Below are 15268 nucleotides of genomic sequence, written 5' to 3'. Positions count from 1 at the left end.
TTGTTGCGTTTGCATGAGAGGGTGCCGTGCCAGCTTATCTCGAATTTGATCAGGTCAGTAAAATTTTCCCTGGTGTGACAGCCCTGAATAAGGTCAGCTTTTCGGTTCAGGCTGGCTCGGTGCATGGCTTGCTGGGTGAAAACGGAGCCGGCAAGTCGACGCTGCTCAAAATTCTGGGTGGGCAGTATCGACCTGACGGTGGACGCATGTTAGTCCAGGGACATCACTGCCAGTTTTCCAGTGCCAGAGATGCGATTGCAGCCGGTGTCGCGGTAATCCATCAGGAGCTGCAATATGTTCCGGAACTGACTGTCACTGAAAACATTCTGCTGGGCCGGATGCCGGGTCGCTTTGGTTTTGTCGACCGCAACAAGGCGCGCAGTATCGTCGCTGAACGGTTGACTGAAATTGGCGTGGATATCGATCCCGACGCGCGTCTTGCCGATCTGTCGATTGCACAGCGTCAGATGGTGGAGATCTGCAAGGCCGTTATGCAGGACGCCAAAATCATTGCCTTTGACGAGCCCACCAGCAGTCTGTCGCATACTGAAAGTACCATTCTGTTCCGCCTGGTGCGAGAACTGCGCCGCACTGGTCATGCGTTGATTTACATCTCGCATCGTCTGGAAGAGTTGTATGAATTGTGTGACAGCTGCACCATTTTTCGTGATGGCTGCAAAATCGTCACTCATCCGGCGATGGCAAGCGTGCCCAGAGAGCGATTGATCAGTGAAATGGTTGGCCGTGAAGTAAATGATATTTATGCTTATCGCGCCCGCACGCCAGGCAAGGACCGACTGGTGGTGTCCAGCCTTGCCGGGAGAACGCTGACCAACAGTGCCAGTTTCACGGTGCGAGAGGGCGAAGTGCTGGGCTTTTTCGGACTGGTTGGAGCAGGGCGCACCGAGTTAATGCGACTTCTGTATGGCGCTGATCCGCGCAGCTCAGGAAGCGTGCAGTTGGATGGAAAATTGTTGCCTGAATCAGGCCCGCCCGGATCGATTGAGCAAGGCATGGTTTTTTGCCCGGAGGACCGGAAGGAGCAGGGCATCCTGGCACAGGCCTCGGTTGCGGAAAATATCAACATCAGTTGTCGAAGAAAAAATTTGCGCGCGGGTTTGTTTTTGCGTCATCGGATGGAAGCGGCCATTGCAGACCGGTTCATTGCCCGTCTGCGTATCAAAACGCCGCATCGAACTCAGGAGTTGCGGCTGTTATCCGGTGGGAATCAGCAGAAGGTGATTCTGGCGCGCTGGCTGGCTGAGGCTAATCTGAAGGTATTGATACTGGACGAGCCAACGCGTGGGATTGATGTCGGCGCCAAGAATGAAATCTACCGGATTATCTATGAAGTGGCGGAAAGCGGCTGTTGCGTCATTGTGGTGTCAAGTGAACTGCCAGAAGTATTGGGTATCGCCGATCGCATCGTCGTCATGCGTGACGGTCAGATAGCCGGAACCTTAAACCGCGAACAGGCCGATGAAAACAGTGTGCTCAGTCTGGCGCTGCCAGACGCCGCTGCAAGCACAGCGCCGTTGAATAACACCCATCCAGCCATTCGGAGATTTGTATGACTATACCCGTTCCTTTGCAACACACAGTCCAATCCGTTCATCCCAGACAATGGATGATTGAACACAGCATGACGCTGGGCTACTCGCTGTTGTTCGCGTTGCTGGCGGCAACCGTGCAGAACTTTTTCTCCGCTGTCAATATCGTCGGGCTGATGCTGTCGGTAGCGCAGATTGGCATGGTGGCCTGCACCATGATGCTGTGTCTGGCCTCGCGTGATTTTGATCTGTCGGTTGGTTCAACCATTGCCTTTTCCGGAGTGTTGGGTGCGATTCTGCTCGAGTCTACGCACAGCACCGTTATTGCCATCGGTGGTGGCCTGCTGTCAGGTGCGCTCATTGGCGCTGCAAACGGCGTGTTGATCGCCTATCTGCGGGTCAACGCGTTGATTGCCACACTGGCGTCGATGTTGATGGTGCGCGGACTGGCCTTTATCGTTTCGCATGGTCAGGCAGTGGGGATTGCGAACGAGCTGTTTATTAATTTTGGTGATGCGCGTCTGTTGGGCATGCCCTTGCCGGTCTGGGTGATGGCGCTCTGTTTTGTTGTGTTTGGGATTTTACTCAATCACACGGTCTTCGGTCGCAATACCCTGGCCATTGGAGGTAATCCGGAAGCGGCGCGACTGGCGGGAGTGAGGGTAGAACGATTGCGCGTCTGGATATTTCTGCTTCAGGGCCTGGTGGCCGCTCTGGCCGGGCTGATTCTGGCCTCGCGTATCACCAGCGGTCAACCGAATGCGGCGCAGGGTTTTGAGTTGGATGTGATTTCAGCGTGTGTGTTGGGCGGGGTGTCCTTACAAGGCGGCAAGGCAAGAATTTTCGGCGTATTGGTTGGCGTGCTGATTATGGGGACACTCGAAAATGTCATGAATCTGCTGGATGTGGATGCGTTTTATCAGTACCTGATGCGTGGCGTGATTCTGTTAATCGCCGTGCTGCTGGATCAACTTAAAAGTCGCGGCGCTCGTCACTAATGTCGGCCAGTGTGAAGCTGTTCTAATAATAAACAGGGAGACCAAATGAAAAGACGTAATTTTATTTTATCGATGGGAGCGATGACGGCCGGTGCGGCGTTACCGGTCAGCATGGCCAGGGCCAAAACGGCGTTGGACAGTGCCGGCATGCGCATGACCTTGCCTGTCAATAGTCAATGGCGTTTTAGCCCGCACTTTGTGGCCGGTGGCCATGATCCGGTTTGTGATGAGAGTCGTTTCCAGAAAATTACGGTACCGCATTCGAACAGCCGTTTGCCATGGCACAGTTTTGATGATCAGTCCTATGAATTTGTTTCGCTGTATCGCCGCCATTTCAAGCTCCCGCCAAAGGCCAAAGGCAAGCATGTCTTCATTGATTTTGAAGGGGTCATGACGGCGGCAACCGTATGGATAAATGGGGTGCGACTTGGTGAATACCGCGGCGGGTATACCCCCTTCTCGTTTGAACTGACGCCGCATATTAACTGGCATGGAGATAACGTTCTGGCCGTGGATGTCGACTCGACGGAAAGAAAGGATATTCCCCCATTGGGTAACCAGGTCGATTATTTGACTTTCGGTGGCATTTATCGCGAGGTCGCGCTGCGCATAGTCCCCGCACAACATCTGGACAATGTGTTCGTTAAAACCATCGACACTCTGTCGGCTGCACCCGCGGTGGATGTGCAGTGTTTTATCCTGAATCTGGAGGGGCAAAGCGAGCCACTGGAACTCGAAGTGGATCTGATCGATGGCAGCACCGTGATCGCCAGTGGTCGCGCCGTGATGACGGCCGATACCAGCTCAGAACAGGTACAGAGCGTGCGCCTGACCAATCTGCATGGAATCCGCCTGTGGAATCTGCAAGATCCCAGTTTGTATTCGGTGCAGGTTCGTTTGCTGCGCACTGGAGTCGTGATCGATCAGCTGAGTCGCCGTTTCGGTTTTCGGGTCGCTGAGTTTACTGACCATGGCTTCGAATTGAACGGGAAAGTCGTGAAACTGCGCGGCCTTAACCGCCATCAAACGTTCCCGTATGTTGGGCAGGCGATGGGCGCGCGGGTACAGAAGCGCGATGCAGAAATTCTGCGCAAAAAATTGAAATGCAATATTGTGCGCACTTCCCATTACCCGAATTCGAGCCATTTTCTGGATGCCTGTGACGAGCTTGGTCTATTGGTTCTGGAAGAAATACCAGGCTGGCAGTTTGTTGGTAACGAAGCCTGGCGAGAGGTCTGTGTCGATAATGTGCAACGCATGATACGACGTGACTGGAATCACCCCAGCATTATTCTGTGGGGCGTGCGGGTCAATGAATCCCAGGATTTTCACGACTTTTATACCAAGACCAACGCGCTGGCGCACCGACTTGATCCGACTCGTCAAACCGGTGGGATACGTTATTTCCAGGAGTCTGAATTTCTGGAAGATGTATTCACGATGAATGATTTTGAATTTCCTCTGAAGGCACCGAATCATCCACGTTATCTGAACACCGAATTTGTTGGTCATACTTATCCGACCAAAACCATCGACAGTAAAGAACGGTTGATGGAGCATACCCTGCGCCATGCCCGTATCCATGATCAGCTCGCTTCCAGTGCCCAGTATTCCGGCGGTCTGGGCTGGTGCGCGTTTGACTACAATACGCATGCTGATTTTGGTTCCGGTGATCGGATCTGCTATCACGGCGTCAGTGATATTTTCCGTGAACCAAAACCGGCAGCCGGCTTTTATAAATCGCAGTGCGATCCGGCCGAAGAAATCGTGCTGGAACCAGCTTTCCATTGGTCGCGCAACGACGAATCGATCGGCATTCGCGATGTGCTGGTCTGTTCCAATTGCGAGCACGTCAAGTTCTATATTGACTCGAAACTGGTAGCCGAAGCCGACCCTGACCGCAAACAGTTTCCCCACCTGCCCTATGCCCCGTTCATTGTCGATCTGTATGAGGCTGCAATTACACATTGGGGTGACCTGCGCATGGAAGGGTATATCAATGGACGCATGGTGATCAGTAAAACCTTGTCCGGAAAAGGAATTGATCAGAAATTCGCTCTGTTCGCTGATGATGAACAGTTGATTGCCGACGGTATTGATGCAACCCGGGTGGTGATTCGGATGATGGATGAATTCGGTGCAATCCGGCAGCCCTGTGGTGATGCTGTTGTGCTGCATCTGGAAGGCCCTGCGGAATTGATTGGACCGAATCCATTTTCTCTGGTTGCCGGCAGTGGCGCGGTCTGGTTGCGCACCACACAACAAAGCGGCCTGGTTCGTCTGACGGCCACGCATGCGTTGCTGGGCAGTGCCAGCGTTACCGTGCGTGTCAGCGCCGCAGGGGCAGAACTGGTTTAGTTCCGCGTCAGGTAAGGCAAGCTGGCGCCTTACCTGACTGCTTCAGCAAATTTTTATTGCTACCGAATCAAGCTATCGCGATTTGTCATAGCTCCGATCAATATTCTTCATTTCCACGATAGATAGACCAAAGATATGATCTGGTCCAGTCAGGGTCACCCCTTGAGAGCGGCCCGCCCGAGGCCCATGGTCAGACTAGCCCTTCCAATGTCAACACTAAATGAATGCGAGACTGAATTGATTGAAAAATTTCCACCACCAGGTGCTGGCCGTCTGGAAGGCAAAGTGGCCATCGTTACCGGTTCAACCCTGGGAATCGGCGCGGCAACTGCACGCCTGTTTGCACGCCACGGCGCCAAAATTGTATTGAACAGCCGGCGCTATGATGCGGCTTCACACGCGATGCGCACTGAGTTGGGTGAGCAAAATGCCCTGTTTGTACAGGCCGATGTGTCGAATAAAGATGCCATGGAGGCATTGGTTGATCAAGCCCTGGAGCAGTTTGGGCGCGTCGATGTGCTGGTCAATAATGCAGGCATGAATGTGTTCGCCGACCCGTTGCAAATGACACAGGAACAATGGCAACGCTGCTTTTCGGTCGATCTGGACGGAGTGTGGAACGCGACGCGCGCCGTACTGCCGACCATGCTGGCTCAGGGTGCCGGTTCGATCGTGAATATCGCTTCGGTTCACGGTCACAAAATCATTCCCGGTTGCTTCCCTTATCCGGTGGCCAAGCACGCTCTGATCGGTCTGACTCGTTCACTGGGGATCGAATATGCCGCGCGCGGTGTGCGGGTCAATTCAATTTCACCGGGCCTTATATTGACTGAAGCGATTCAGACCTGGCTCAGTAGCTGTCCTGATCCGGCTTATGAAGCTCAGCGGCAGGCCGCGTTACTTCCGTGTAAACGTATTGGTGATCCAAAGGAAGTGGCTTACACCGCATTATTTCTGGCCAGCGATGAAGCGCAATTCATTAATGCCACGGATATTTTGATTGACGGTGGTCGCTCCCAGCTCTATCACGAATAAACCATTCTATGCGCGATCATCTCTCGGACCGCTTTGTACGGACCCATCTGAAAACCAGTCATATGGTCCTGTTGGTGGAGTTGGGCCGGCATGGTTCAATCCTGCGCGCTGCGCAGGCTGCGAACATGACGCAGTCTTCAGCGTCAAAGCGCCTCTCTGAGCTGGAATACGTGTTGGGTGTGCAGCTGTTTGAGCGACTGGCACGCGGGATTTCACCGACCATCAACGGTGAGGTAATGATCAGGAGGGCTGGAGCGGCGCTGGCAGAAATGGATTCGGCACATCAGGAAGTGATGGAACTGATGTCAGGTTCGCGCGGACAGGTCTCGGTCGGTACCATCATCACACCCTCGACCAGTCTGGTGCCACGCGCCCTGACCGAATTCAAGGCCAGTCATCCGGCAGTAAATGTCTCGGTGGTGGTCGACACCAGCATTGCGCTATTGCAGCAGCTGCGCGCCGGGATGCTCGATGTCATGATAGGTCGCATCATTGGAGCGGATGCAAGTGCCGAGCTGAAGTTTGTCCCTCTGCAGACTGAACAGCATCATCTCGTGGTGCGTGCTGGTCACCCTCTGACTAAAGCCGGTGACTTGACGCTCAGGCAGTTAAGCCAGGCCACGTGGATACTGCCACCACGCGCCAGCGTATTGCGCGACCGACTGACCTCGCTGTTCGTTTCCAAGGGCCTCGATACCCCCAGGGCTGCCGTGGAAACCTCGGCCATGCCGGTCATTATCAGTTTGTTGTTATCGAGCGACTTTCTGGTGGCATTGCCGCTTGAGCCGTTGCGTCACTATCTGGAGGCCGGTCTGCTGGTACAGCTCGATGTGGACCTGGATCTGGTGATGGATGCCTATGGCATCGTCACGCGCAAACAACATCGTCTGTCCACCAGTGCACAAATCATGGTTGACCTGTTGAGTCGTGCTTCATGCTGACGACAGTATCCTATTCTAAAAACATATACCTGCCATGCGACTATTCATAGTCCCGATTTAAACGGTGCTTATACAATCGGGGCCAATGTAGTTGCTGACAACGTTGAGAGATGCAATGAGACTGAAATTTTTCCACCTGTGTTGCATGACAGGCTTGCTGATCTGCAGCGTGCAGGCGCTGGCAGGCGCCGTTGCCGCGCCTGTGGTGATCCGACTCTGGGAAGGCGTGAGTATGCCCTTTTCCAAGCCGAATCAGTTGCAGGAACGTGAAGTGCACTATTGGGGAAGTGGCATACTGGAAAACATAACCGACCCGACCATTACTGTCTTTTCTCCGCTCGGCAGACACAGTGGAATCGGCGTGCTGGTGATCCCGGGAGGGAATTATTCCGGCGTTGCGATTCATCATGAGGGTTACGATGTGGCGCGCAGAATGGCCGAACAAGGCATTACGGCGGCGGTATTGAAATACCGGCTTCCGAATCAACTCAGTTCCGATCAGCCTTCAATGGTGCCGCTATCTGACAGCCGGCGGGCATTGAAATTGATGCATGATAAGGCCAGACAATTTGGCATCGATCCCATGAAAATTGGTGTGATGGGATTTTCAGCCGGCGGCCATCTGGCAGCATTGACTACCCTTTGGGTGAGCACTGATCCGGATGAGCAACCGCATTTCTCGGCACTGATTTATGGCGTCACGAACTACACGGCAGAAAATGAAAAATGGCTTGAAGAAAGCCTTTACCTGCGCCAACTGACCGATCTGGAAAGAAACGACAACCGTCTGCTGGAAAAAGTTGGGCCCGATACGCCTCCCGCTTTTCTGGTGCATGCCTATGACGATCAGGTGTGCCATGTCGAGGAATCAACGCTCTATGCACAGCAATTGTTCGCGCACCATATTCCGGTTGAGATGCATCTGTTCGAACGCGGTGGTCACGGTTTTGGGCTCGGCCGCGCTGCCGACGGAACAGATCAGTGGCCTGCGCTCTTTGTGCGTTGGGTAAAAAAGCGAATGCAGTAAGCGGATTCCGTTTCAGGAATGCGTTGATACAGGTTTTATAAGCAGTTTTTAACAATACAAAAATTACTCTAAAAAGAGGAGACATTTTATGCAATTCAAGCGCATCGCTATGGCCGTCACTTCGGCTGTCAGTCTGACTGGATACGTTGGCATTTCCTGTGCTGCGGACAATCCGGATGATCAATCCCGCGACGCACCACAGAAGGTGTATATCACCGGTTCATCGGTTAAACAGATCGCCGGCGAAACCTCGTTGCCGGTGCAAATTCTGACGAAGAAAGATATTGAGCATACCGGCGCCACAACGGCGGCCGAATTGTTAAATGCGGTGTCATCTTCGTCAAACGCCGGCGCTTACAGTCCCACAACCAGCATGTATGGCGGTGATGCCCAAAGCTCTCCTTCATTGCGTGGACTGGGAGCTGAACGCACTTTGGTCTTGTTGAATGGCCGTCGTGTAGCCAATAATGCGTTCAGCGGCAGTGGGGTCGATATCGACACCATTCCGATCAGCGCGCTGGAACGTGTTGAGATATTAAAGGATGGGGCAAGCGCGATTTACGGCGCTGATGCGGTTGCCGGTGTGATCAACTTCATTCTGAAAAAAGATTTTCATGGTGTAGAGGCGACCGTGTATGGTGACGCATCACAGCACGGTGGCGCCAGCGGTTCGAGTGCAACGCTTAGCGGCGGTATCGGTGATTTAACAGACGATAAATACAATGTGTTTGCGTCTGTGGATCTTCGGCAGAATCAACCCTTGAATGCGGCAGCACGTTCCTATACGTCGTCTCAACTTTTGCCAGCGAATTATGGTCCTGCGGCGGGAAAATTGCTGTTCCCGAATTATGTCGGCTATCCAGGCAGAGCCTACACTGCCAGCGGAGCCTGGGGTAATCCCACCGACCCGAACTGTACGCAACCGAATCAGTATTCGGATGGCTACGGCGGATGTAATTATAATTTCGCCACGCTGGGCTACGTACTGCCCAAAGATAAGAAAATTTCGGCAATATCTAAATTAACCTACCGGCCGAATGGAGAAACTGAATTCTATGTTGAGGCGGGCCTTTCGCAAAATACCTACCGTCTGGTTTCAACGCCCACCTTTACTATCGGTGAAAATAATACCGCAGCAGGTAATTTCCCCGGGCGCACCGCATTTACCCTTTCTCCCGGCAATCCTTTTTATCCCACACAATGGGCCACCGACCAGGGCGTAAATGGTGAACCAATCGGGTTTCAGTCTTCTCTCAACGAGCTCGGTGCTTCTGTGATCGAAACCACCAATAAGCAGGCGCGCATTGTTGCTGGCATCAATGGCACGATTGCCGGCTGGGATTACGACACGGCATTTCAATTTAATCGTGCCGCCAGTAAGCAAATTTTTTTGGGTGACATGATTTATACCGCCAAATTTTATGATCTGGTGCAAAGTGGTCATTACAACCCTTTCGGTTTGCAGACCCCTGGCGACCTTGCCCTGCTAAAGGCGACGCAATTTAACGGCGAATTCAAAAACGCCTTTGCCATCACAAAAACCTGGGACGGAAGAATCTCCAGACCGCTGTTCAAACTACCGGCTGGTTCTGTCGATGTGGCACTGGGCGCGCAGTTAATGGACGAACGGTTGTCGCAAATCTATTCTCCGGAACTGACTACCGGCCAGCTGATGAATTGGGGAGGAGCAGCTCCTCCGGCCAATCCGAAACCTGTTACGGTCAAATCGCTCAGCGCCGAAGCGAATATCCCGGTATTGAAATCCCTGGAATTAAATGTGAGTGCGCGCGACGACAGCTACTCAAATTTTGGGAACACCCTCAACCCCAAGGTGTCATTCCTGTGGAAACCGGTAGCCGAAGTATTGATTGTCCGTGGTTCCTGGGGAACGGGCTTTCGCGCACCGACATTGAGTGATATTGGTACACCTGCGACCTTCGGCTATAACAGTCAGCCGATCCCTGATCCGGTACGCTGCCCTGGAAACGTCGCCCAGGTCGCGGCAACGTCGGCCTACGATTGCACAACGCCTTATCAGTCCCTGCTGTACGGGAACCCTGATTTGCAACCGGAAAAATCAAGACAAAGCACGATTGGATTCGTATTTGAGCCCATTAAAGAGTTCTCTCTTGGGGTAAATATGTTCCAGATCAATTTGAGAAATGTTATTTCAGTTGGGGGACTGCCGACTAATTTGGCCTTCGATCCGGCAACCGCCAGCCAATATTCATTTTTGTTGGTACGCGATCCGGCAACGGCGACAGCCACGTTGCCGGGAGAGATTCTTTATGTAAAAAATCCATCGTTGAATATCGGACGATGGAATTCGCGAGGTTCAGATCTGGATATGCACTATGGTATCCCGAGCACTCAGCTGGGTAATTTTTCAGTCGATCTGCATGGTACTTATGCAGAGAAATTTGATCAAAGTTTAGGTATTACGCCGACCACGTCATCGGTTGGTGTTTCGGGTGGCGTAAGTCGCTGGCAACATTATCTGACGTTGAATTGGGTGAAAGACGGATGGGATGTCACGTTTGCTCAAAATTTCAAATCCGGCTACCGCGACGAGAATTCTTATTCCGGTTTTTACAACCTGACTATCCCAGGCTACCCACGAATTTCGAGCTACACCCTCTATGATTTAACGGCTGCATATACCGTGACAAAAAAATGGCAAATTGGTGGAGGGATCAAAAATGCATTTGATCATGCACCGCCTTTTACGAACACGTATTCGGGATACGGGTACGACCCACGTTATGCCGATTTACGCGGACGTACGTTCTGGATGTCGACCACGTATTCGTTTAACTGATGCGGTGAAAACACCGGTCGCATGAAGGATATTCTATGAACCACAAACTAGTTCTTAATAGTGCATTACTACTTGGATCAATTGCGGTATCAGCGTGTTCAGTTGGGGCGACAACCAGCCCGACATATAAAATCAATGCGGCCAGTGCATACGGAACCTGGGATGGTTGGGGAACGTCACTGGCATGGTGGGCCAAGGCATTTGGTAATCGGGACGATCTGGCTGATCTGGCCTTCACGACAAATTCGGTGACACTGAATGGGGTTGTACTGCCGGGCCTCGGCTTAAATATAGTTCGCTACAATGCCGGCGCCAGTACTTCCAGCAGCTATAACGGCTTAACCATGAAATTATCGTCCAGCATGGATCCGAATCGGGAGATGGATGGTTACTGGTTGGATGGCTACAGCAATTCACCCTTGTCGGCGAGCTGGAACTGGGCGGCCGATCTGAACCAGCGCACGATGATGCAAAAGGCCAAATTGCGCGGCGCGAATATCTTTGAACTGTTTTCCAATTCACCCATCTGGTGGATGACGGTCAATCAAGATCCGCAGGGTGCTGCAAACGGCGGCGCGAATCTGCAAAATTCTTACCTGGATCAACATGCCGTGTATCTGGCGACGATTGCCAAATATGCTCAAACCAATTGGGGTATTACATTTAATTCCGTCGAGGCGTTTAATGAACCGAGCTCAAACTGGTGGTCGACCGCAAATTCCCAGGAAGGTTGTTTCATCGGCGCTTCCACTCAGCAAAGCATCATCGCTTATTTGCGCAGCGAATTAAATAATCAGGGTCTGGCAAATGTGATGGTCAGTGCGTCAGATGAAAATACGTACGATCAGGCCACCACTACCTGGCAAAGCATCAGTGGTGCCGCCAAGGCACAGGTTGGCCGATTTAATGTCCATGGTTATCAATATGCCGGTGGCCGCCGTGATTTGCTGGCTGCAGCGGTAGCGCCAACGGGACAAAAAATCTGGAATTCAGAATATGGCGACGGCGATGCCAGCGGTCAGGAACTTATTGATTCGCTGATGCTCGACTTTTCCTATTTGCATCCAAGTGGCTGGGTCTATTGGCAGGTGTTGGATTATGGCGGATGGGGAGCGATTCAGTCGAATTTAAGCTCATCATCATTCAGTACTGCCAATACCAAATACTATGTCATGGCGCAATTTACGCGGCATATTCGTCCGGGTATGAAAATCATTGCCAATCCGAATTCAACAGGCAGTATGGTTTCGGCTTACGATCCGGTGGCGCATCAGCTAATCATCGTCGCAGCCAATGCCGGCAAAACGTCGCAGACTATGCATTTTGATTTGACGGCCTTCAAAACGGTAAGCGGAACCAGCTATAACGGTCAGGGACTGGTACAACGCTGGGATACCCAAACCGGGGGAGGGTATCTTGCGACGTCAACGGGAAGTGATACGGGCAAAGGCGATAAGCATAGCTATCATGCCGACACGTTTTTGAACGGGAAATTATTTTCAGCGACTTTTTCTGGATATACAGTCCAGACGTTTGAAATTGACAATGTCTACGTGAACTAAACCCAAAGCACTATAAATCGAAGTAATAAAAAATATAAGCTGGAGACAAACAATGAAATTCAATCATCTCGTTGCATCCGTTGGCACTGTTTTCCTCACCCTCAGTGCATGTTGCTGGAATAATGCGATTGCTGCACCCACCAGCTATGCGCCAGACAATCCAAACATTCAATACATGGGACGGGTTGACTTCAGCGCGCCGACAGCGCCGGTGTTGGGGTGGGCCAATACGTCAATTACCGTCAATCTGAATGGAACTGCCATCAGGGGCACTTTCTCAGATTCGACTGGCAAGGATTTTCTTCAGGTGATGGTTGACGGAGTCGTGACTCCGACCATTATTCAGCCTCCGAAAGGGAAAACAGTCACCTATACCCTGGCCAGCGGTCTGGCACCAGGAGCGCATACGGTGGTTTTATTTAAACGCACTGAATTCTGGGGTGTAGTGACCTTTACCGGCTTCAGTGTGGACGGCACATTGTTGGCGCCTCCCGCCCGCCCGACACGTCGCATTGAGTTTTATGGTGATTCGAATGTCTCAGCGCATGACAGCGAAGACATTTACGATCTGGGCTACGCGAAAAGTAATGATGCGTGGTTTGGCTATGCGGGGATCACAGCACGAATGCTCAATGCGGAACACCAAAATCTGGGTTGGGGCGGGGCCGGCATGACAGGCCTGTCGAATCCATTGGTGCAAAACGTCTGGAATCTTTTACGGCCGGATGATTTGACTGTGACGTATGATTTCTCTCAGTTTCCTGCGGATGTGATTGTTATCAATGCCGGTTCAAATGATTCAAATCAAGGGGATAATCGGGCAAATGTTATTCCGGCCTGGGAAGATCTGATCATGAACCGTATCCGCAAGGTGCACCCGGGCGCACACGTGGTTCTGGCTGATTCCTGGGGGTGGAGTGCGAATGAGCCAGCCAACTATCTGAGCATTGCCGTGGCCGATATGAAATCAAAAGGCGAAACCAATGTGTCCTGGGTCAGCTGGCCCTGGTTGTGGTCGCAAAATCACGCTGTTATTGAAGAGCATGGCGGATTTGCAAATGTTCTTGCAGCGCATATTGCGACACAAATGGGCTGGGCAGCGCCAACGCCCAATACGATCTCCAGCTTTGCGGGCACCGGACTCATATCAAATACCGGTTTCGAAATTGTGCCAATCGGACAGCGGCGCACTGCGGAAGCGGCTGGATGGCGGCAGTGGGCGTTTGGCAACAGTGCCAGTGGAACAGTCGTATCCGGTTCTGGTGCCCATTCCGGATCGCGTTATGCTCAGCTCACTGTTGGCGGCGATAAGAGTAATGAAGCAGGATTCTGGCAAGCCACGCCAGTGACGGTTGGAAAAACCTACACGGTTAACGGTTTCGCGCGCCGGGCTTCGGGCAGTGGCGCTACGGTGTCAATGCGGGTGGAATTCAAGGATGAAAACCAGAGCATCATCAGTAGCTCGGTTGGATTAATTAATCCGACAGGCTCATGGGGACAGTATTGCAGCAGTCTGGTTGCCCCGGCCGGAGCGTGGAGTGTGAATGTTGTGCTGCAACTGGATGGTGTGAACACGGTTATACAGTTTGATGATGTGGTGTTGAGTTCCCAGTGATGTTGAGCGTTTTATCGAACGAAGCCGGGGCTCCATTTGTCCGCTCCGCCTTGCCTGGATTGTTGTTTGCCATTTATTGAAATTCTTGATCCAGATTGTTGTCTGCTGTGCGAGACAATTCAGACACAATTTGGTTTCTTTTTTGGCGCTTAACGTTGATTCCAGTGCCAGCCGTGCAGATCGATTAGACTTGACGGCCGCATTACAAATTTTGGTTAGATTTATTTTTTGTTTTTGTTCGCAGCTTCAGCCGCCAATTTCATTTCATTTTCAGCTTCTCTCAATAACTGCTCTGCTTTAGCGGCATGACCGTTCATATCATATTCATTGGCCACTTGCGCCGCTTTCATTTTTTCAATTACATGATTTCATCTTCTGGGAGATGAAATATTGCGGGAACCGCGCGGCCATGATTTTTTATAATGTGTCCCATTGACTTTATTTGTTTTGCAAAAGATTGCCATGCGGATACAATTGGCGGGCCTGAAAGTCAACGTACCTGACTTCGATAGAGCAGTCACAAAAAAATATTTTTATTTATTAAACTTTACCCTCCTGTGTTCTTCCTATGATTTCTGCAAACTGTAAACAATTTATATCTGGTTTAGCCTTTTTGTTAATGCTGCAAAGCTGCGGAGGAGGAGGCAGTAGTTCTGGGAATACTGCAGGGATAGGAGGTGGGACAGTAAGTAATCCTGCATCGGCTCCAGGCACAGTCGTATACAGCAGCAATCCAGCTGTTTACACCAAGGACGTCCAAATAACTGAGAATAGTCCAACTGTCAGCGGAGGGGTTGCTACATCGTTTACGATTAGCCCAGCATTGCCTGCTGGTTTGAGCTTGAATGCGGCCAATGGAATGATCACGGGTACGCCAACGCTCGTTACGCCAGCCACTACATACATCGTTACATCCGCGAGTTCAGCCGGAAGTGCAACGGTGTCGATTTCTATTGCCACCCTCGCTCCAGCCAATCCGCTGGCCAAACTAGGACTGGCCAGGGAATCTTACGGTGTATGGGATCGAACTGGTTACAATACCGTTACGCAATATCCATTTACCCGAGGTCAAGACTACTCCGATACCTGGTCCCACGTGAATGGTGTAGCATCTGGAACCTTCGATTGGTCATTCCTCGATGCGCAGCTGCAATTTGCTGATTCTCAACACGAACAGATTAATGTTCAGATATCGCCAATTGGGGGGGCGCTCGGCGGTAGTATGCCAACGTGGATGCCCCATCTGTCAGACTACTTGTCGTGTAACTTTTTAAATTGAACCGATCTCATTGAAGTCTGTTTGTTTGTGTTTTTCGCATTATCTATCCAGCTTTTTCCGGCGTAGGCAGTCGGGGTTTTATGGG

Annotated in this window: 11 protein-coding genes; 10 read left to right on the top strand and 1 reads right to left on the bottom strand. The window is 51.7% G+C overall.

Annotation, left to right across the window (positions count from 1 at the left end; genetic code table 11):
* Window positions 1–26 precede the first annotated feature (26 nt).
* From araG to E2I14_RS18120, 9 genes are all read left to right on the top strand, one after another.
* Window positions 27–1574: an L-arabinose ABC transporter ATP-binding protein AraG gene (gene araG / locus E2I14_RS18160; RefSeq protein ID WP_133331188.1), complete on the top strand. Its 1548-nt coding sequence runs from the start codon at window positions 27–29 to the stop codon at window positions 1572–1574.
* Window positions 1571–2548, top strand: coding sequence for an L-arabinose ABC transporter permease AraH (araH, locus tag E2I14_RS18155; RefSeq protein WP_133331186.1), 978 nt, complete (start codon window positions 1571–1573; stop codon window positions 2546–2548). The genes araG and araH overlap by 4 nt, the downstream gene beginning before the upstream one ends.
* Window positions 2549–2593: 45 nt before the next feature.
* Window positions 2594–4906 (top strand): glycoside hydrolase family 2 protein, encoded by a 2313-nt coding sequence (locus E2I14_RS18150; protein WP_133331184.1) that lies wholly within the window; start codon window positions 2594–2596, stop codon window positions 4904–4906.
* A 207-nt stretch (window positions 4907–5113) separates the two neighbouring features.
* On the top strand, window positions 5114–5941 hold the full coding sequence (locus tag E2I14_RS18145; protein ID WP_133331182.1) for an SDR family oxidoreductase: 828 nt from the start codon (window positions 5114–5116) through the stop codon (window positions 5939–5941).
* Window positions 5942–5949: 8 nt separating this feature from the next.
* On the top strand, window positions 5950–6882 hold the full coding sequence (locus E2I14_RS18140; protein ID WP_133331180.1) for a LysR family transcriptional regulator: 933 nt from the start codon (window positions 5950–5952) through the stop codon (window positions 6880–6882).
* 115 nt (window positions 6883–6997) lie between these two features.
* Window positions 6998–7909 carry an alpha/beta hydrolase gene (locus E2I14_RS18135; RefSeq protein WP_133331178.1) on the top strand — a complete coding sequence of 304 codons (912 nt, stop codon included), beginning with the start codon at window positions 6998–7000 and terminating at the stop codon, window positions 7907–7909.
* An 88-nt stretch (window positions 7910–7997) separates the two neighbouring features.
* The gene (locus tag E2I14_RS18130) at window positions 7998–10727 is read left to right on the top strand and encodes a TonB-dependent receptor (protein ID WP_133331176.1); all 2730 of its coding nucleotides are present in this window, start codon (window positions 7998–8000) and stop codon (window positions 10725–10727) included.
* Window positions 10728–10762: 35 nt separating this feature from the next.
* Window positions 10763–12289, top strand: a complete 1527-nt coding sequence (locus E2I14_RS18125) for a glycoside hydrolase (RefSeq protein ID WP_133331174.1) — start codon at window positions 10763–10765, stop codon at window positions 12287–12289.
* Window positions 12290–12341: 52 nt separating this feature from the next.
* Window positions 12342–13904, top strand: coding sequence for a GDSL-type esterase/lipase family protein (locus tag E2I14_RS18120; RefSeq protein WP_133331172.1), 1563 nt, complete (start codon window positions 12342–12344; stop codon window positions 13902–13904).
* Between the two features lie 221 nt (window positions 13905–14125).
* Here E2I14_RS18120 and E2I14_RS19855 read toward each other — a convergent pair whose 3' ends face one another.
* Window positions 14126–14254 (bottom strand): hypothetical protein, encoded by a 129-nt coding sequence (locus tag E2I14_RS19855; RefSeq protein WP_264757066.1) that lies wholly within the window; start codon window positions 14252–14254, stop codon window positions 14126–14128.
* A 218-nt stretch (window positions 14255–14472) separates the two neighbouring features.
* On the opposite strand from E2I14_RS19855, the gene E2I14_RS20010 reads away from it, so the two are divergent.
* On the top strand, window positions 14473–15183 hold the full coding sequence (locus E2I14_RS20010) for an Ig domain-containing protein (protein WP_133331170.1): 711 nt from the start codon (window positions 14473–14475) through the stop codon (window positions 15181–15183).
* The last annotated feature ends 85 nt before the right edge of the window (window positions 15184–15268 follow it).

Origin of the sequence: Sapientia aquatica (assembly GCF_004358105.1) — a bacterium.
GTDB classification, from domain to species: domain Bacteria; phylum Pseudomonadota; class Gammaproteobacteria; order Burkholderiales; family Burkholderiaceae_D; genus Solimicrobium; species Solimicrobium aquaticum.
Note: the sequence above shows the minus strand (reverse complement) of the source record. Positions and strands in the feature narration are given on the sequence as shown.